This window comes from Pseudoflavitalea sp. G-6-1-2 (assembly GCF_012927185.1).
Classification (GTDB): Bacteria; Bacteroidota; Bacteroidia; order Chitinophagales; family Chitinophagaceae; genus Pseudobacter.
This window is the reverse complement of record NZ_JABBGB010000002.1, coordinates 1,092,718-1,111,069: the sequence shown is the minus strand read 5'-3', so window position 1 is coordinate 1,111,069 and position 18,352 is coordinate 1,092,718. Positions and strand designations below refer to the sequence as shown.

General features: G+C 44.6%; 21 protein-coding genes and 2 tRNA genes. 14 read left to right on the top strand and 9 right to left on the bottom strand.

Annotation, left to right across the window (positions count from 1 at the left end):
- Positions 1-116: 116 nt before the first annotated feature.
- Positions 117-2,396, top strand: coding sequence for a catalase/peroxidase HPI (gene katG / locus HHL16_RS14150; RefSeq protein WP_169425842.1), 2,280 nt, complete (start codon positions 117-119; stop codon positions 2,394-2,396).
- A 58-nt stretch (positions 2,397-2,454) separates the two neighbouring features.
- Here the strand turns inward: katG and HHL16_RS14145 are convergent, their stop codons facing one another.
- A complete protein-coding gene (locus HHL16_RS14145; RefSeq protein ID WP_206022421.1) occupies positions 2,455-3,000 on the bottom strand; it encodes an N-acetyltransferase in 546 nt (181 codons plus the stop codon).
- A 229-nt stretch (positions 3,001-3,229) separates the two neighbouring features.
- On the opposite strand from HHL16_RS14145, the gene HHL16_RS14140 reads away from it, so the two are divergent.
- Positions 3,230-3,691, top strand: coding sequence for an NIPSNAP family protein (locus tag HHL16_RS14140; RefSeq protein WP_169425841.1), 462 nt, complete (start codon positions 3,230-3,232; stop codon positions 3,689-3,691).
- Between the two features lie 13 nt (positions 3,692-3,704).
- Entirely contained in the window at positions 3,705-5,048 is a 1,344-nt protein-coding gene (locus tag HHL16_RS14135; protein WP_240966151.1) for a glycoside hydrolase, read from the top strand.
- Between the two features lie 136 nt (positions 5,049-5,184).
- Here the strand turns inward: HHL16_RS14135 and HHL16_RS14130 are convergent, their stop codons facing one another.
- Positions 5,185-5,565, bottom strand: coding sequence for a helix-turn-helix domain-containing protein (locus HHL16_RS14130; protein ID WP_169425840.1), 381 nt, complete (start codon positions 5,563-5,565; stop codon positions 5,185-5,187).
- A gap of 104 nt (positions 5,566-5,669) precedes the next feature.
- On the opposite strand from HHL16_RS14130, the gene HHL16_RS14125 reads away from it, so the two are divergent.
- Together HHL16_RS14125 and HHL16_RS14120 are read left to right on the top strand one after the other, a co-directional pair.
- On the top strand, positions 5,670-6,647 hold the full coding sequence (locus tag HHL16_RS14125; protein ID WP_169425839.1) for an NmrA/HSCARG family protein: 978 nt from the start codon (positions 5,670-5,672) through the stop codon (positions 6,645-6,647).
- Positions 6,648-6,967: 320 nt separating this feature from the next.
- Complete coding sequence (locus HHL16_RS14120) at positions 6,968-7,396, top strand: EthD family reductase (protein ID WP_169425838.1); 429 nt, start codon at positions 6,968-6,970, stop codon at positions 7,394-7,396.
- Positions 7,397-7,596: 200 nt separating this feature from the next.
- Here the strand turns inward: HHL16_RS14120 and HHL16_RS14115 are convergent.
- A tRNA-Lys gene (locus tag HHL16_RS14115) sits at positions 7,597-7,669 on the bottom strand.
- Positions 7,670-7,828: 159 nt separating this feature from the next.
- Here HHL16_RS14115 and HHL16_RS14110 point away from each other — a divergent pair.
- Complete coding sequence (locus HHL16_RS14110; protein ID WP_169425837.1) at positions 7,829-8,335, top strand: YdeI/OmpD-associated family protein; 507 nt, start codon at positions 7,829-7,831, stop codon at positions 8,333-8,335.
- Positions 8,336-8,346: 11 nt separating this feature from the next.
- Here the strand turns inward: HHL16_RS14110 and HHL16_RS14105 are convergent, their stop codons facing one another.
- Positions 8,347-9,774, bottom strand: a complete 1,428-nt coding sequence (locus HHL16_RS14105; protein WP_169425836.1) for an MFS transporter — start codon at positions 9,772-9,774, stop codon at positions 8,347-8,349.
- A gap of 198 nt (positions 9,775-9,972) precedes the next feature.
- Here HHL16_RS14105 and HHL16_RS14100 point away from each other — a divergent pair, with 198 nt between their 5' ends.
- Positions 9,973-10,704: a class I SAM-dependent methyltransferase gene (locus HHL16_RS14100; protein WP_169425835.1), complete on the top strand. Its 732-nt coding sequence runs from the start codon at positions 9,973-9,975 to the stop codon at positions 10,702-10,704.
- Positions 10,705-10,777: 73 nt separating this feature from the next.
- Here HHL16_RS14100 and HHL16_RS14095 read toward each other — a convergent pair.
- Positions 10,778-10,851, bottom strand: a tRNA-Lys gene (locus tag HHL16_RS14095).
- A gap of 270 nt (positions 10,852-11,121) precedes the next feature.
- On the opposite strand from HHL16_RS14095, the gene HHL16_RS14090 reads away from it, so the two are divergent.
- From HHL16_RS14090 to HHL16_RS14080, 3 genes are all read left to right on the top strand, one after another.
- A complete protein-coding gene (locus HHL16_RS14090) occupies positions 11,122-11,499 on the top strand; it encodes a 5-carboxymethyl-2-hydroxymuconate Delta-isomerase (protein ID WP_169425834.1) in 378 nt (125 codons plus the stop codon).
- Between the two features lie 133 nt (positions 11,500-11,632).
- A complete protein-coding gene (locus HHL16_RS14085; protein WP_169425833.1) occupies positions 11,633-12,754 on the top strand; it encodes an NADH:flavin oxidoreductase in 1,122 nt (373 codons plus the stop codon).
- A complete protein-coding gene (locus tag HHL16_RS14080; protein ID WP_169425832.1) occupies positions 12,751-13,251 on the top strand; it encodes a RidA family protein in 501 nt (166 codons plus the stop codon). Before HHL16_RS14085 ends, HHL16_RS14080 begins: the two co-directional genes overlap by 4 nt.
- A gap of 15 nt (positions 13,252-13,266) precedes the next feature.
- Here the strand turns inward: HHL16_RS14080 and HHL16_RS14075 are convergent, their stop codons facing one another.
- Positions 13,267-13,617: a hypothetical protein gene (locus HHL16_RS14075; protein ID WP_169425831.1), complete on the bottom strand. Its 351-nt coding sequence runs from the start codon at positions 13,615-13,617 to the stop codon at positions 13,267-13,269.
- A gap of 160 nt (positions 13,618-13,777) precedes the next feature.
- Here HHL16_RS14075 and HHL16_RS14070 point away from each other — a divergent pair, with 160 nt between their 5' ends.
- Complete coding sequence (locus tag HHL16_RS14070; protein ID WP_169425830.1) at positions 13,778-14,515, top strand: hypothetical protein; 738 nt, start codon at positions 13,778-13,780, stop codon at positions 14,513-14,515.
- A 75-nt stretch (positions 14,516-14,590) separates the two neighbouring features.
- Here HHL16_RS14070 and HHL16_RS14065 read toward each other — a convergent pair whose 3' ends face one another.
- Entirely contained in the window at positions 14,591-15,487 is an 897-nt protein-coding gene (locus HHL16_RS14065) for an NAD(P)H-binding protein (protein ID WP_169425829.1), read from the bottom strand.
- A 76-nt stretch (positions 15,488-15,563) separates the two neighbouring features.
- Here HHL16_RS14065 and HHL16_RS14060 point away from each other — a divergent pair, with 76 nt between their 5' ends.
- Positions 15,564-15,962: a helix-turn-helix domain-containing protein gene (locus HHL16_RS14060; RefSeq protein WP_169425828.1), complete on the top strand. Its 399-nt coding sequence runs from the start codon at positions 15,564-15,566 to the stop codon at positions 15,960-15,962.
- Positions 15,963-16,079: 117 nt separating this feature from the next.
- Here the strand turns inward: HHL16_RS14060 and HHL16_RS14055 are convergent, their stop codons facing one another.
- Both HHL16_RS14055 and HHL16_RS14050 read right to left on the bottom strand, forming a co-directional pair.
- Positions 16,080-16,529 carry an SRPBCC family protein gene (locus HHL16_RS14055; RefSeq protein WP_169425827.1) on the bottom strand — a complete coding sequence of 150 codons (450 nt, stop codon included), beginning with the start codon at positions 16,527-16,529 and terminating at the stop codon, positions 16,080-16,082.
- Positions 16,530-16,641: 112 nt separating this feature from the next.
- Positions 16,642-17,007, bottom strand: a complete 366-nt coding sequence (locus HHL16_RS14050; RefSeq protein ID WP_169425826.1) for a helix-turn-helix domain-containing protein — start codon at positions 17,005-17,007, stop codon at positions 16,642-16,644.
- A gap of 239 nt (positions 17,008-17,246) precedes the next feature.
- On the opposite strand from HHL16_RS14050, the gene HHL16_RS14045 reads away from it, so the two are divergent.
- Both HHL16_RS14045 and HHL16_RS14040 read left to right on the top strand, forming a co-directional pair.
- Positions 17,247-17,804 carry a DUF2306 domain-containing protein gene (locus HHL16_RS14045; RefSeq protein ID WP_240966149.1) on the top strand — a complete coding sequence of 186 codons (558 nt, stop codon included), beginning with the start codon at positions 17,247-17,249 and terminating at the stop codon, positions 17,802-17,804.
- A gap of 87 nt (positions 17,805-17,891) precedes the next feature.
- Positions 17,892-18,332 carry an SRPBCC domain-containing protein gene (locus tag HHL16_RS14040; protein WP_169425824.1) on the top strand — a complete coding sequence of 147 codons (441 nt, stop codon included), beginning with the start codon at positions 17,892-17,894 and terminating at the stop codon, positions 18,330-18,332.
- Positions 18,333-18,352 lie beyond the last annotated feature (20 nt).

Genomic DNA, 18,352 nt, shown 5'->3' with positions numbered 1-18,352 from the left:
CTATTGAATTATAGAATTAATCGATAACGGTTATCGTTCCGAAGTCATAATTTTATTCCTCTGCAAGCATCGGCATTGCAGGCAATCATATCATTCAGTACCATAAACTCATACAAATGGAAAAAGAATCTCAGGACATCAGTAAATGCCCGTTTCATAATGGAAGTATGAAAAATACTGCAGGCGGTGGCGGAACCAGAAACCGCGACTGGTGGCCAAAACAACTGAAGCTGAACATCCTTCGTCAGTATTCTTCTCTCACCAATCCGATGGATAAAAACTTCAACTATGCCGAAGAGTTCAAGAGCCTCGACCTGGAGGCCGTGAAGAAAGATCTCCATGCACTTATGACCGATTCGCAAAGCTGGTGGCCGGCAGATTTTGGTCACTATGGACCACTGTTTGTACGCATGGCCTGGCATAGCGCCGGTACCTATCGCGTATTCGATGGCCGTGGTGGTGGCGGCTCAGGTCAGCAAAGATTTGCTCCGCTCAACAGCTGGCCCGATAACGTGAGTCTCGATAAGGCCCGCAGATTGCTGTGGCCTATCAAACAAAAATATGGTCGTAAGCTCTCCTGGGCGGACCTGCTGATATTAACCGGTAATGTAGCGCTGGAATCCATGGGCTTCAAAACCTTTGGCTTTGCCGGTGGACGTGAAGATGTATGGGAAGCCGATGAATCAGTTTACTGGGGTTCCGAAACCACCTGGCTTGGTGGCGATGTTCGCTATGCACACGGATCGCAGGGGGTAGTTGAAAATCATGGAGTGCTGGTCTCCGATGAAAAAGCAGACGGAGATGTGCATTCGCGCAATCTCGAAAAACCACTCGGGGCTGTTCAGATGGGACTGATCTATGTGAACCCCGAAGGTCCGGATGGAAATCCTGATCCCATTGCAGCTGCTAAAGATATCCGCGATACATTCGGCCGCATGGCAATGAACGATGAAGAAACTGTGGCACTGATCGCAGGTGGACATAGCTTCGGAAAAGCCCACGGCGCTGCACCTGCAACACACGTAGGGAAAGAACCTGAGGCTTCCGATCTGTCGTCGCAAGGCCTCGGATGGAGTAACAGCTTTGGCTCCGGAAAAGGTGGTGATACTATCACCAGCGGACTCGAAGTTACCTGGACAACCACTCCAACAAAATGGAGCAACAACTTCTTCGAGAACCTCTTTGCATTTGAGTGGGAGTTAACTAAAAGTCCGGCAGGAGCGCATCAGTGGGTTGCTAAGAATGCGGAAGCTATCATCCCCGATGCATTTGATCCGGCGAAGAAGCATCTGCCTACCATGCTTACCACCGATCTCTCACTGAGACTGGATCCCATCTACGAAAAAATATCAAGACGTTTTCTGGAAAACCCCGATGAGTTTGCAGATGCTTTTGCGCGCGCATGGTTTAAGCTCACGCATCGCGATATGGGACCTCGTGCCCGTTATCTCGGAAACGAAATTCCTGCTGAAGTACTGATCTGGCAGGATCCGATCCCTGAAGTGGATCATGCACTCATCGATGAAACAGATATAGAAGCACTGAAAAAAACAATACTCTTAACCGGACTGAGCGTATCGGAACTTGTTTCCACAGCATGGGCATCGGCAAGTACATTCCGTGGATCGGACAAACGTGGCGGCGCCAATGGTGCACGCATTCGTCTGGCTCCTCAGAAATACTGGGCGGTGAATAATGCCAGCCAATTGCAGAAAGTGTTGTCTGTTCTGGAGAACATTCAGAAAGAGTTCAATGGCGTTCAGAGTACCGGAAAGAAAGTTTCTATCGCCGATCTGATTGTACTGGCCGGAGCTGCAGGCATTGAGAAGGCTGCGAAAGATGCAGGTACAACCATCACCGTTCCATTTGCACCTGGTCGCATGGATGCTTCGCAAGATCAAACGGATGTTGAATCTGTGGGTTATCTGGAGCCGCTGGCCGATGGATTCCGCAACTATCGCAGAGCAAATCTCCCGGTGAGCACAGAAGAACTGTTGATTGATAAGGCACAGCTGCTCACGCTTACAGCGCCAGAATTGACAGTGCTCGTAGGTGGTATGCGAGTGCTGAATACGAATTTTGATGGATCAAAACATGGAGTGTTCACATCCCGCCCTGGTCAGCTGACCAACGATTTCTTTGTGAACCTGCTCGACATGAACATCGCATGGAAAGCAGCGAATGATAACAGAGAAGTTTATCAGGGATACGACCGTAACACCGGTGATGCAAAATTCACAGGCACCCGCGCTGATCTCGTATTCGGATCAAATGCCGAACTCAGAGCAGTGGCAGAAGTATACGGAAGTAAAGATGCACAACAGAAGTTTGTACAGGATTTTGTAGCTGCATGGAATAAGGTAATGAACCTCGATCGTTTCGATCTGCACAGATAATAAAGTGTAATCAAAAATCCGCTTCCGCCTGAATCTGGGCCGGAAGCGGATTTCTTTTTTATACAACCTCTTCAAAGAATTCTTTCGGATATTCTACCAATCCTTTCGTGTAGTCGAAAGTGTCTGCGTCGAGAATTTTGATAAGACAGTTTTCGTCCGGCGCTTCAAATGGAAGCTCTATGTCGAACCGGCTTACCGGTACATACCCAAATCTTGGGTAGTAGTCTGCATGTCCGAGCAGTATCACAGAACTGTATCCCAGGTCTTTTGCTGTGCGATGAGCGTGTTCGATCAGCGCAGCGCCGATGCCTCTGTTCTGAAACTCAGGATGAACAGCAACAGGCGCCAGGGCCAGCGATACGGAACGCTGCGCATAGTTCACTATCTCTATTTTGGTGAGCAGAATATGTCCGGCTATCTGATCGTTCACTTCGGCAACCAGCGATAGTTCCGGAATGAAAGCTGCCGAATGGCGCAGCCTTTCCACCAGATATTGTTCTTTATGATCCGAATACTGTACATTACTGAAAGCGTCTTTGATCAGTTTGAATACAGCTTTATGGTCAGAGCGTACCTCTTTGCGGATATTAATTGAATAATGCATTGCAATAAAATGTGTAACTGAAATTGGGAATTCGATAAAAAGATGAACGCCAGGTCTGAGAGTATCGACCTGATTGAGACAGCCCTGAAGCAGGGCTTTATGCTATCTCAGCAATGATGAGTATATGGGAGATGTTTTCCACGGGGCAAAGATAACGATTTCTGATCTTTTTTACGAAGTGCATAAAATTTGACGGCTGATTTGTATCTTTTAACCATCAAAACTGTACATGAAATCTACTGATAACCACACTGCATCCCTGATCCGCAGAATTCTCCCAAAGCTAGTGCTGCTGCTGCTTTTGGCCGGATTGCAAAAGGGTTTTTCGCAATCCGCGAAAGATACTTCAAAGATCCAGCAGCTCCGCATCTATGAAATATTTGAGCATAACAAAGCTGCTTTTCACGAAAGGTTCGGGAAGCATGCACACCGGATCATGAAAAAATATGGCTTCCACATCATTTCGTTCTGGGAAGCAAAGGATAGCGCCAAAACTGAATTTGTTTACCTGCTCGAATGGCCCGATGTTAAAACGCTGAAAGAAAGCTGGGCGAAGTTCATGGCCGATGAAGAATGGAAGGAGATCAAAAGGCAGACTGCGAAGTTGCATGGACAGATGGTGGGAGATATTCAGGACCGGATACTTACGCCATTGCCTTATTCGCCGGTGAAATCATTTGAAGATAAATAGACCTTATTTTACTATGCTGCAAAAGACGAAGGTTTCCATCACACTTTATCTGATGGCAATTATTACTGTATTGCTGATGATACTTACCCTGTTGTTTTTTAAGTATTCCACCAACGAAGTAGCAACATCGGGAAATTCAAAAACTATCATTACACTGAATGGACCATGGAAATTCAAAACAGGGGATGATCGGCAATGGGCGCAACCAAATTTCAATGATTTGGAGTGGGAGACCGTCGATCTTACCGCACCTCCGGGAGCGCATGATGGTGATGTAGGTCTTTCAGGTTATGTTCCGGGATGGACCGCCCGCGGATATTCAACCTATTCCGGATATGCGTGGTACCGCATGACAGTTTCAGTGGAAAGTGTAGCTGATCTGCACCTCGCGCTGGCTGGGCCACCAGCAGTCGATGATGCCTATCAGTTATTCATCGATGGCGCCTTGGCTGGCAGTGCAGGAGATTTCTCCGGTGCAGTGCCGGTTACTTACAGCATACAACCACGTATGTTCCTGTTACCGGATTCTGTAAAAAAAGATAAACAGGTTACCATTGCGTTCCGCGTTTGGATGAGTGCTGCTACATTAACGCAGGGCGCTGACCTCGGAGGAATTCACATCGCACCTGATCTGGGAGACAAGAACAGCATCGAGCGCCGATATCAATTCCAATGGAACCAAAGCATCAAAGGATATATTGTTGAAATAGTGGAGCCGGTTATTTTTCTGTTGCTGGCAATTTCCATTGTAGTGTTGTTTAGAAATATGCAGCCACGCCGTTCTCCTAAATGGTTTGTTGTGGCGTTGGTGCTGCTGGCCTTAGTTCGCGCCAATCAGGCAATTTACTTTTGGTGGCAAATAGAAAGCACACATCAATACGATATTGTCACTACTGTTTTGCTGCGGCCTTTGATATTGGGAGCCTGGCTTAGGGCATGGTATGCATGGTTCGACCTGCAAATAAAATGGATGCCGCGCGTTATTGATAGACTTACAATAGTTTACATCGGCGCACAGTTATTGGGACTGCCGTGGATGCCGGATACGATCGATCATGTGCTGTTTCAGAATATTGCTGATGCAACACGTTTCGCGTTTGTAGCATTGTTGTTGTTGATCGTCTGGAAAGGAATGCGGAAAAAGAAAGAGTGGCTCACGCTGCTGGCAATATTGCTCGTTTCAATTGGATTGTTTTCGCAGGAGTTTGCATTGCTGCACCTTATTCCCGGCATCTATTTCCCATATGGAGTAGGAGTGTCGAGAACGCAATATGTGTATGCAGGTTTTGTATTGGTGATGTACGTAGTGCTGATTCAAAAGAACAGAGAAAGTCAACCGGTAGCAGTTGCGGCTTGAGATACCCGCGATGATCTGTTGTTGAAAATAAATATAGAAGAGCTGTACAGTTCGCTGTCGTAGCGGGTTGTACAGCTCTTTGATTTTTACTTGTGATAGATTGCAGTGAAGGGAGCGTATTTCAGTTAGAGCACTGTTAACTTTCCTGAAGTGTAAGAAACTCGCCTTTTTCTTCCACAGCCTGATTGCCCCATGCTGTCATCGCTTCCAGAACAGGAACGAATGTTTTGCCGAAATCAGTAAGGCTATAGATAACTTTTATCGGAGGTTTCTTGCCATGTACTTTTCTCGAAACGAGGCCATCTTTTTCCAGTTGCTTCAATTGCAGACTCAACGTCATTTCAGTAACGGTAGGCATTTCTTTGCGAAGTTCATTGTATCTTTTGGCCTCTTCTTTCAGGTGATATAAAATAACCGCTTTCCATTTTCCTCCTACCAGATCCATTGTTAAACTTACTGTGCAGGGATAATATTTGCCGTTCATTTTTATGCGATCACCGATGCATTCTGTCTTCATACCGTAACTTTTTTCGACCTATCGGTTTTGATAGTTATTGTAAATGTAGCTCACTAAAAATAGTTTTGCAACTATAATCATTATAGTACAATAACTCTTTAACAATGATTAACAAATCAACGATAAACAGCGAAGCAATTCAGGAGGAAAGACCACTTATTACAATCGTGGGTGTATTAGGAAAACAGGGACTTAGCGCCGCCCGCACATTATTGCAATCGGGGAAGTTTCGGGTGCGTGGAATTACACGCCGCATAGATTCTCCCGAAGCAGTATTGTTGTCTCAACAGGGCGCTGAGCTGGTAAGTATACCACTCGACTTGGGGCACAAAGAAGCATTTGTGAAAGCATTCCGTGGTTCCGATGGCGTTTTTCTGATGACGCCTAACATCGCTCCACCAGCTACACACGAGTATGCGTTGGGTAAAGAATTGGCAGATGCTGCGGTAGAAGCTCAGGTGCCGCATGTTGTATTCAGCAGTCTGGAAAATGTAGATAAACTTACAGGCGGCAAAAAGTTCGCTCCGCATTTTACAGATAAGGGTAATGTGGAGGCATATATCCGAACCCTTCCAATCAAAAGTTCGTTTATCATCATGGCTTTCTTTTACACAAACCTGATGGAGTTTTACACGCCCATTGCAGATGGCGATACACTTGTGTTCCCTATCTATTTGCCTAAAGATTTTCGTGCTCCTTTTGTAGATCCGTTAACTGCAACCGGACCGGCGGTACTGGAAATATTTTCTAATCCTGATCAGTATGCGGGACAATCACTTCCTGTAATTGGCGATATCATCTCTCCACAGGAAATGGTAGAAACTTTTGTAAAAGTAACAGGAAAGAAAGCAGTGTACAGCTCTGCGTATTCACGCGAGGAATTGCTTAGTCACTTCCCTGCATTTGGAGCAAACGAAACATTGGTGCAGGAGCTTACAGGTATGGTGGAGTATGCTGTGGAGTATGGATATTACCAGCAAGATCGCGACCTCACCTGGAGCAGAAGGATAAATCCTGAAAGTCTGAACTGGGAACAGTTTCTGCGCAGCACGGGATGGGAAGGGCAGAAGCAATCCTATTAATAATGATGATTAAATAGTTTGATCACGATAACAAACGTAACCCGCTACCGTAGCGGGTTTTGTTTGTTGTCGTGATTGTGGCGTTCTCAAATTTTGTTTTGGAAAACAGTTGTTGAATTTATGCTTTGCTATTGTAATTACATTTGTTAGTCATGATGAAAAATTCTAATTGTTCAATCATTCTTTTCATGTGGATTGAATGTACTATAGCAGAAGAATTTTCTTATTAATCGCTAAATTGCGGAAGCGTAGATGAGTTAGTGAAATGAAATAAGCAGCCTTCCTGAAAATAGACCTGATAACTTAAAAACAAATGAATCATGAAGTTTAAACTGGTATTATCGTTTTTGCTCCTGACCACTTTTTTTGCAGCACATAGTCAGGAAAAGCGATCCGGGAAATCTATAAAAAAAGAAATTACTATGACTGAAAAAGGCTTATTTAAAGTAACCGTTATGTATCCTTATTCTGAAGGTAAAACCTTCAATATGGAGTATTATGAAGCTAAACACATGCCCTGGGTGGCAGGTCTTTTAGGATCGAATCTGGTTAAGTATACAATTGAAAAAGGGCTTTCAGGTGGTGCTCCCGATCAGCCATTGCCTTTTATGGCTATCGGCATATTTTATATTAAAAACTTAGATGAGTATCGGGTGGCTCTTGCTCCTCATTTAGATGAGATCCGTGCAGATTTTGTAAACTACACCAATGTAATTCCTTCTCTTTTTGTGAGTGAGATTGTAAAATAAGGCAGGATATTTTCGGGATAGTTCTCATGAGGTTTATGATATGAGTTCAGCTAAATCCCGACAAAAAAAGACAAAACCTTCGACTGATGCAGGTTTTGTCTTTTCCATAACATCAATCAATAGAGTTACTTCTGAACCCGACTAAAAACTCGACTAAAAAAGCAAAACCTGCGACTAGCGCAGGTTTTTGAATTTTTCTGTGATCCCGCTGGGACTCGAACCCAGGACCCATACATTAAAAGTGTATTGCTCTACCAACTGAGCTACGGAATCTGACCGCTGATTGCTTCGTTTGAATTAATCAGGGTGCAAATGTAAGGTTCCTGACAAAACGATGCAAAACTTATTGCAAATATTTTTTCTCTTTCTATATTTTTTTCATTTCGTATCAGAGATTTGATGCTTTATTTTCGCATTATCCATCCCCCAGCAATGAATACAAGTAAGGAAATAAGCTTCAAGGGCAAGATCGAAATCATTGGCATCAACCCCTATGTAAAGGTGCCGGAGAAGGTGCTGCAGCAAATTTTCAGACAGTCAGGGAAAGAAACAAGTCCTATCAGGATAATGGGCACCGTTAACGGAAATCCTTACAAACAGGGGCTGGTACTGTATCGCAACCTATGGCGACTGTACATCAATACCACCATGCTCAAAAAATCACCTGAGCGTATAGGCGAAGTGATAGAGATCACTATTCAGTTCGATCCCGAGGCCAAGCCCACTCACGATTGTCCGGAATTCACCAAAGCGCTCAAGGCTAATAAAAAAGCCAGTGAGGTTTTTGATTCGCTGAACAAATCCACTCAACAGGAGATCGTTCGTTACCTCACAAAACTGAAGACCCAAGAAAGCCTCGATAAGAATATCCCCAGAGCTATCGACTTCCTGCTTGGTAAAGTTCGTTTTGTTGGCAGACAATTGCCGCCGGTTGACTAGTGCCGGCATCCTCATTCAAACGAAATAACTTCTGTTGATCTATTCTGTTCGGTACTTGCCGGAAGCAACCGAAGCATCAAAACAACAATCAACAGGCAGATGAGACTTACTCCCAAACCCTTATCCAGCGCGTGTTTGTACTCCTGTTTCGTGTATTCTCCGATTGCATCGTAAAATACTCCTCCGATAATACTGATGCCAAGCGCAGACGCTATCTGCTGAAAGGTGGAAAAAATGCCAGCCGATATTCCCGCATAGCGGCCGGGAATGCTGTCCAGCACTATGTTCAGTAAAAATGGAAGTACCAATCCATTTCCCAGTCCATATACCCCGATGAGCAGCATGTTCAGCAAAGGCTGACTTTCTCCGGAAAACAATTGCATCTGAAGTATAAAACTGATGAAGATGATCAGCAATCCGGCAAGCAATACTTTCTTCCCAAACAATGGAAGCAGTTTGGATGCAATGGCAGAAGAGACCATGAACAACAATGCATGGGGGATGAAATAAAGTCCGCATTCGAGTGCAGAAATGCCTGCACCGCTTTGCAGATAAACTGCCATCATCAACAGGTAAGCAGTATGAAACATGAAATGAAAAAGCACGGCCAGCAACCCCAGCAGAAATTCCTTCCTCCTGAAAAGGGCAGTATTCATCAGCGGCTGTTTGTTCTTTGCTGTTTTTCTTTTTTGATTGAAGAAGAAGTACACAATTATTATTCCGCCTGCTGCCAAAAGCACGATACTCCAGATTGGCCAACCATATTCCCGTCCTTCGGTGATGGCGTAGATAAAGCTGCCGAGACCAGCCATCAGCAATACTGCTCCTGAGTAGTCGAACTGAATATCGCGGATCGTTTTTGTTTCTGGCAGCAGTGTGCGAATAGCCCAGAGGGAGAGAATGCCTGCCGGCACATTGATGAAGAATATAAGTCTCCACCCTGGAATGGCAGTGTTGGTTTCTGCAAGATATCCACCCAATATCTGTCCGATAATGGCTGCAATGCTCAATGTAATGCCATACCATCCGATTGCTTTTGCGCGAAGCTTCGACTCCGGAAACAATTCCTGAATCAGTGCAATGGATTGTGTAACCATGAAAGCGGAACTCACTCCCTGCAGAAACCTCGCGATATTCAATTGCAGCATAGTTTGTGCGAAGCCGCAAATGCAGGAAGTGATGGTGAAAGCGAGCATCCCCATGAAGAACACTTTTTTTCTGCCGAGAAAATCTCCAGCTCTTGCTCCGATGATGAGAAAACAGGCGCTGCCAAGAAGATATCCTGCGATTACGAGTTGCATTTCGGCCTGTGTGCCTCCGAGCGTGGATTTAATGGTAGGGATCGCAATATTGATAATGAAAATATCGATCACATAGAGCAACGGTGCAGTAAGGATCACAAGCAGCATCAGCCACCTGGAATGTTGTTTGCCAGACATAATTGTTCGGTAATTTAGTTTGATGGATTTGCTGCAGCGTTATTGAGCCATCAAAATTAGAAGGAGCTTGCCGGGCAGACAACCGGAAAATGTACAAGTATTTCCCGCGCAGTTAAAGTTGTTGCAGGACGGACATAAAAGCAGATGTCGTAAATTCGGGATGCAGTCATTTGCTGCTTTCTTACAAAATTGTACTCCATGAAAGAAAATAAATACGATGATCCGAAATTCTTTGATCAGTACAGTCAGATGAACCGGTCTGTGTATGGACTCGAAGCTGCCGGCGAATGGCATACGCTGAGAACTATGCTGCCGGAACTTGCCGGCAAAACTATTCTCGACCTGGGTTGTGGATTTGGCTGGCATTGCAGGTATGCCATTGAGCAGGGAGCAAAGATTGTAAAGGGGATCGATATTTCCAGGAAAATGCTGGAACGCGCAGCGGCTATCAATCAGCTTGAAGGAATCGAATACATCCAAAAACCGATTGAGGAAGTTACATGGCCCGATAACAGCTTCGATATAGTGCTCAGTTCGCTGGCATTTCATTATCTCGCTTCCTTTGATGCTATCTGTAACAGCGTTTACGACTGGCTAAGGCCGGGAGGTTGTTTGGTGTTTTCCGTAGAACATCCTGTTTTTACGGCTTCGCCGAAGCAGGATTGGATCTATTCCGAAAAAGGAGAGATTCAGCACTGGCCCGTTGATCAGTATTTCATGGAAGGGCGCAGGGAAGTGGTTTTCCTTGGAGAAAAAATTGCCAAGTATCATCGTACGTTAAGCACCTATCTGAATGCATTGCTGAAGCAGGGTTTTATCATCAAAGAAGTGAATGAACCTACTCCGGAAGAAAAGTTGCTGGATACAGTTGCCGGAATGAAAGATGAATTGCGGAGGCCAATGATGTTGCTGATCCGGGCAGAGAAATAGCAACTATTAATTCAGATCAGCTTTGGGATATGACAAAATAAAAACAGGCTCGCATTTGCGAACCTGTTTTATGTGACCCCCCTGGGGCTCGAACCCAGGACCTACTGATTAAGAGTCAGTAGCTCTAACCAACTGAGCTAGGGAGTCGAACAAGGGTGCAAAAATAAACAATAGAATAATATCTTCCCAGTTTTTTAAGAAGTTTTTAAGAAGCAGGACAGGACGCTGTTTCCAAAGCCTTATCCGCAACACCCTGACAATCCGCAAAGCCCCAACCACTTCGGCCCTTTATGTTGAGCATTTCGCACCATCCATTGAATTCCTTACCCTGCTCTGATGTTATTTTTCTACATTGAACCTGATTTTTGAATCACTCAATGCACTTGTCTTTCATCCATAACTTTTAATCGCAATTATATGCCTCACTTTGTAATAGAATGTTCCGGCAATGTTTTGGCTATGCAGCCGGCAGAACTTATTATGAATACCGTTTACACTGCCGCAGACTCCTCCGGACTATTTGCACCTAACGATATTAAAGTCCGAATCAGAAGTTATGATCAATATAAACTGGGAGAAGGGAAAGATAGTTTTCTTCACATTTATGCGAGTGTGATGGAAGGAAGAACCACTGAACAAAAAGCAGCGCTTACACGAAGTATCATACAATCCCTGGCGCCGTTGTTCGATGATATTTCATTTCTATCCATCAGTATCAGTGATTTTGAAGAAGCTACCTATTGCAATAAATCATTGATAGAACCACGTAATACAACCAGAAACAGACATTTCTGAAATTACTGAGTATGGTTTAGCGCGCTTCGTAAATGCCCGCTCAAAATATTAAACTAGTTTAATCCTCTTTCTTAAATTAGTTAAACTCACACCAGCTGCCTCTGGAATAGTTTTGTGTTCATAACAAATAAATATGAGCATAACAAAACACCCCATATTCCAGCCATTGCAAAGGCAGGAACTCTCACTGAAAAACAGATTGGTAATAGCGCCCATGTCGCGGGTAAGCGCAGGCGCTGATGGATCAGCTACCGCCGAGATGGCAGAATACTATGCAGCCTTTGCAAAAGGCGGTTTCAGTATGGTTATCACTGAAGGGAATTATACTGATGAAGCTGCCAGTAAAGGTTACCCTAATCAACCCGGACTCACTTCTCCCTTACATGCATTGGCCTGGAAACCGGTCGTGGACCAGGTTAAATCACACGGAGCATTGATCATCGCACAATTGATGCATGCCGGAGCGTTGTCGCAATATTCCGATGATACAAAAGCTCCTTCTGCTGTGCAGCCTGTTGGTGTGAAGATGGCTCAGTACGGAGGTACGGGCGGTTATCCTTTCCCGAAAGCCATGAGCCTGGATGATATCGATATCGTTAAGAACGGTTTTGTTAAAGCTGCAAGATTTGCATTGCAGGCGGGGTTCGATGGAGTTGAATTGCATATGGCCAACGGCTACCTGCTCGATCAGTTTCTTACACCAGAATTGAATGTACGTGAAGATCTCTACGGAGGCAGTACCAGCAATCGTTTCCGCATCGCTGCTGAAATTATTCAATCTATCAGAGAATTTGTACCTCCGCATTTTCTTGTAGGCATACGCCTCTCGGAAGGAAAAGTGAATGATCTCAAATACCGTTGGAAAGAGGGCGAAGCCATGGCTGTCGAGGTATTGGAAGAAGTAAGAAAAGCAGCACCCGACTTCATTCATATTGCTGTTCAAAGCGGAGAGTGGGAGAGGGATAGCTTTTACAGCAGCGGCACTTCTTATTCAGCGCTGGCGAAACAGATCACGGGCAAAGTGGTTATCGCCAATGGCGGCATGCATCAGTTGACAAGAGCTTCAACGGCTATCGAAGACGCGCATGCTGATCTGCTCGCCATAGGAAAAGCTGCGCTCGCCGATCCTGCCTGGCCTTTGCATACATTGAACGGCGCTCAGGCGCGTGCCTTCCATCCCGATATGCTCTGGCCCGAAGCCACTATTCAACACACCAATAAAATTATCAAATCACAACAATTAAGTATCGCATGAAAGCGCTCTTTGTAATACTTGTCAGTTTATTCAGTATTCACGCGTTTGCGCAATCAAAGAATGCCAAACCGGCATCGCAAAACAGCAAAGTGAAAATAACTCAGATAAAAATCAATCCGGATCCTTACCAGCCTTTTCGTTTGGCACAGGGTTATCGTGTGGGCAATCTCTTGTTCATATCCGGACAAACAGCTGTTGACGATAGTGCCCAGTTGATTGGAATCGGGGACTTCGACAAGCAGGCAGCCAAAGCATTTGAAAACCTTGAGAAAGTGCTGAAAGCCGGTGGCTCGGGTCTTAAGAATGTTGTAAAGGTTACCATCATGCTAAAAGATATGGGCAACTTCAAAAAGATCGTTGAGTTGAGGGGAAAATATTTTAAAGCGCCTTATCCTGCAGATACCATATTGGAGGTGTCGAGCCTTTTTTCTCCGGATGCGCTGATCGAAATCGAAGCGGTGGCAGTAACAGATGAAGCAGCTGAATGGCAGCAGTAAAATAGAAATGATTGGTTAAGCAATCAAACTAACTGATGTCAGTGAAATCCCATCGAGCAGCGCAGAATCATCCTGCCGCACAAATCCTCTGCTTTCAAAAAGTTCAATTACCGGATTATCTACGTATTCGGTTATCCAAACATTGTCGTATGATTTGCAAACTGTAAGGCATTTCTCCAGCAATGTTTCTTTAACAGCAGGATCAGAAATTTTTTTCAATCCCCCGAAGTCCACAATGCGCACGGCCCGTTTGCCTTCCAGCAAATGCGGCCTGTTGCCTTTGGAGGTGATGCAGGCATATCCTGCTGGCTCACCGTACTGGAAGAACAATACCTGATGCCTGCATTGAAAGCAGCAGCTTCCCATATCACCAGTTTTGATTCCATTCAGCCACCACATCGATCAGGATCAGCCAAAGATTATTACAGATGCTGTAAAAGAAATGATCGCTTTTTTGCGGTCAACCAATCATAGCCAGTAACTTTGCCCCGAAAATCTCTGTTAAACACGTTAAACCAAAACTATTATGCAAAGTGCTGACGCATCTCTGAAACGTAAGTTCAATTTCTTACTCTACTATACAATCATCAGCTCTTCTCTTTTTCTGTTCTTCATGCTCTCTTCTTTCAACGAAAAAGACAAAACCCTTAAACTGGACGAAATCACCGTAAAGAAAATGAGCCTCATCGGTGAAGATGGAAGCCTGCGAATGGTTATCAGCAACGAAACCAGACAACACCCCGGAAGAATGAAGGGCATCGATCTCCCTAAACGTGAAAGACCTTCAGGCATCATATTCTTCAATAATCAGGGAGATGAATGCGGAGGGATCATTGCCAAAGTAACCCCCGAAAAGAATGCTACCAATTCCGGTATGTCGTTTACCATGGATAATTATCACGACGATCAGGTGATTCAGATCTTAAACGACGAAACCTACGAAAACGGCAAAGCTGAAATTCAAAGGGGCTTATTCATCAATGAATTTCCGCTGGGCACTGATGTAATTTCGCGAGTAGCGAAATTTGAGGAGATCGAAAAAATAAAAGACCCGAAAGAGAAGAAGGAAAAGATGGATGAGCTTCGCGAGAAAGAAGGCTCCAAACGCAGATTGTTCGTAGGAAGAAAGAGCAATAACGATACAGGCATCTTCCTGTACGATTCCAAAGGAAAACCTAAGATGAAGATCTACGTAGATAAAGACGGAAGCGCAAAAATAGAAGTGATCGACGCCGAAGGAAAAGCGAAGAATATTGTTCAGTAGCTCAAATTAGCGAATTGAAAAAGGGAAAGTCTTTACAGGCTTTCCCTTTTTGTTTGAGACTAATAGCAAGGGGTATTAATTACTGTACTGATAAGCCATTGCGAACTCTTTGGAGAAATCCTGCAAAGTAGTGCCGCCGGCATAGCGGGATTTGCTCAGGTTGTAATCTTCCATAAAACTTCCATCGCGTAAAGCCTGTCCGATTTCTACCATATACACTTTGGCCATTTGTTCCGAAAACCCGTTCTGGGTGAGGGCTCCGGTGAGTTGTTCGTCGGAGAACTCCATCCAGTTGACGCCGGATTTGCCGGCTGCATCCGCTAATGCCTGCGTTACTTCAAACCCATTTTTTTCGTCACTCACAATGTATTGAACCTGCTTTCCCGAAAACAGCAATTCATGGATTGCCTTGAAAGCCGCGTCTGCAATGTCTTTGGGGTGGGTGAGGGGCAGGTTCACGGTACCGCTGAAATTGTTTCCCAGCATGTTCTGGTATTTGATCATAGGTATGGCTCCGTAGAAATTGGTGAGGAACATGCCGGGACGCAGATGCAGTACGTTCACATCCTGCAGTTCGTTCAGCTTTTGTTCAACGAAATAATTGGAGCCTGTTGGACCGAGTCCATTTTCAAGATGTGCTCCGATACTGCTGAGGTTCACAGTGAACTTCACACCTGTTTCTTTGATGGCATTGGCGTATTGTTCGCCCACCGTTCTGATATACTGCTTCAGATCTGTTGAGGCAAAATTGGGTGGTATCATCAGGTAAACGGCGTCGCTTCCTGCAAAGGATTCTTTAACGAAGGCATAATCTTCTACTGAACCAACCAGCGGAGTGGCATTCAGCTCACTGATTTCTTTGGCTCTTTCGGCGTTGGAAGTGATCACTTTTACTTCATGTCCGTGCGCTGCGAGTTTCTCAATAAGAATGCGGCTGATATTTCCCAATGATCCTGTTACTGTTACTTTCATCTTTTTTGTTTTTAATGATGATGCAAAGCTATATTTGTACTTACTTTTAGACAAGTACTTACCCCATAGTAAGCATATGACAGCAGTAAAACAATCATCGGTAATTCAGGAGAATAAGAGCAATGCATTTGCCGCATGCCCTGTAACGTTTGTAATGGAAAGGATTGGCGGATATTGGAAGCCAATCATACTATTCAATTTATTGTCGGGAACCAAACGATACAACGAGCTGAAGAAATCAATACCAGCCATCACAGAGAAAGTTTTGATACAGCAGTTGAAGCAATTGGAAACTGATGGGCTGATCATCAGAAAATCAAAACCTGTGGTTCCTCCTTACGTAACATACCAGCTTTCGCGTCAGGGGAAAGAACTGAGGCCGGTATTGCATGCGATGGCGCTCTGGGCTGTGGGCAATGGAGGGAAACAATCCAGACAGTTTTCGAAGCAGATGGAAGACTTTCCTGTGGAATAAACTTTTGTCTGCAACAACAGATCCGAAAAAAGGCAAAGCCGCATACATCTCAATGTTTATGCGGCTTTGCTATTTATTATCGTGTATTGCTGTTAGGTCTGTTGGGCTGGAATAATTTTATGCATCGGGGATTTCAGGTTCTACCAGTCTGGTCATTTTTTCAAGTGATTCCTGCCAGCCTAAATAACACATTTCAACCGGTATCATTTCCGGTATTCCTTCCTGCGTAATTTTTATTTCGGTACCAGCAATGGTTTTGCGAAGCGATACGGAAGTGGTCATTTCTCCGGGCAGATTGGGATCATCGAACTTATCGGTGTATTTCAGAAACTCATTCGGTTTGATCTCTACATAAGTTCCGCCGAATGAATGGCTGTTGCCGGTAGAGAAATTCTGAAACGACATCTTGTGCACGCCGCCCGGCTTTACATTCATTTCATGAACAGTGCAGAGGAAACCATAAGGTGGAAGCCATGATGCGATGGCTGCAGGTTCAGTAAAAGCACGGAACAGTTTTTCCGGGCTTGTCTTGATTACTCTGTGCAGAGAAACAGTATGAGTTGCCATAAGATTTGTTTTGTTTAATGATTAAGATCAACACTACAAAGATGGGAAGAACATACCATTCAGACAGAGGCTGTATCCGGCAATTCAAGGGGCTTTTTGCGGCTTTTGCTAACTATTCAGCCCCTTGCAGTTCGGTGCTCTTTTCTTTGATCAATTGTGCATTCTGCATGCCCCACTGGTCGATCTGCGACAAAATGGGCAGCAATGATTCTCCCAAACCGGTGAGGCGGTATTCCGATTTTTTGGGGAATACATCTTCCTCCGCATACTTGTCTACAACGCCGTAGGCCAGCAGCTCCGCCAATTGCATTTCTATCACGCGGGTGGATGCTTCCTGTACACTTCGTGCAATTTCACTGGGACGGGTGATGCCTTTGTTGATCGCATCGAGTATGCAGCATTTCCATTTTCCTCCCAATACTTTCATGGCCAGGTATAAGCCACAATCCTGATCTTCTTCGATTTTTCTGATATACATATGCGAAGGTTAATTGTTAAACTAGTTTAATTTCCTCAATTGTCCCATACCGAATCTTTTATCGGTTATTGTCTGCCTGCCTGCTCCTGCGGAAATTTGTGATTCAATAACAACAAATCACCACAAAGGATCAGATCATGCAAAAAGAATTGAAAATTAAAGGGCAATTTAAGATTAACTGGACGGATATTTTCCCTTTATTGATATGGATAGGGGTGTTTTTCATGACCTGGCTGTTTATGCACGCTGCTGATCATTATCTGGCCATGACACCGGAAGCATTGGGCAGATATTTTCCAAAGAGATATTTTCTGATAGCCCATATAACGGCAGGGGGCGGATCGCTGCTCTCCGGTATCATTCAGTTCTGGCCTAAGCTGCGGAATTTCAGCTGGAAACTGCATCGTGCAATAGGATACCTGTATCTGCTGGCAGTGCTCACCAGCAGTGTGAGTGCGCTGGTGCTGGCAAGTACCACATCCTACGAAGTAAGCTGGGGTTATGCCTTTACATTGCAGGTTTGGGCCAGTGTATGGATCAGTGCCACATTCATTGCATTCTACACCGCTGTTAAAAAGCAATTCAAACTGCATAAAGAATGGATGATCAGAAGTTATATTGTTACAGTAGCATTTCTGTTATCGGGCTTTGCCTACAAGATCCCTTACATTCAAAGTCTCGGCAGCTTTACAGAAGTTACAGTGCCGCTGTTCTGGATGGGATGGGCCATTCCGCTCTATACTTACGAGATCATCCGAAGCAGAGGCAGCAAAGCGAAAGCAGGCAGCAGGAGTTGAAGTCCAAATCTGCCAGTGTGAAAGTCCAATCCACACCATGTAGAAGCCATATTATGTTGATAGCTTTAATACACAAAATCATCGTATATGGCCAGTAAAGATTTTACTTACACAATAACAACCGACCGCAGCCCGGAAGAAGTATTCAAGGCTGTTCTGAATGTACGCAACTGGTGGGTGGGATATTACAACGAAGTGATCAAAGGCGGTACAGAAAAGCTCGATGATGAGTTCACCTTCCTTGCCGGAGATGGCGTTCATTACAGCAGGCAACGACTGGTAGAAGTGATTCCGAATAAAAAAGTGATCTGGCTGATCACAGACAGCAAGCTCAGTTTTATCGAGAAGACCGATGAGTGGGTTGGCTCTAAAGTGATCTTCGATATCTCCGAAAAAGCCGGGAAAACAAAACTGGTATTTACGCACGAAGGACTCACCCCCGAAGTGGAATGTTATGATAGCTGTGCACCTGCCTGGACAACCTATTTGCAGAATAAGTTAACTCCGCTGATCAATGCAGTAAGCTGATATAAGTTGTTTTTGTTGAC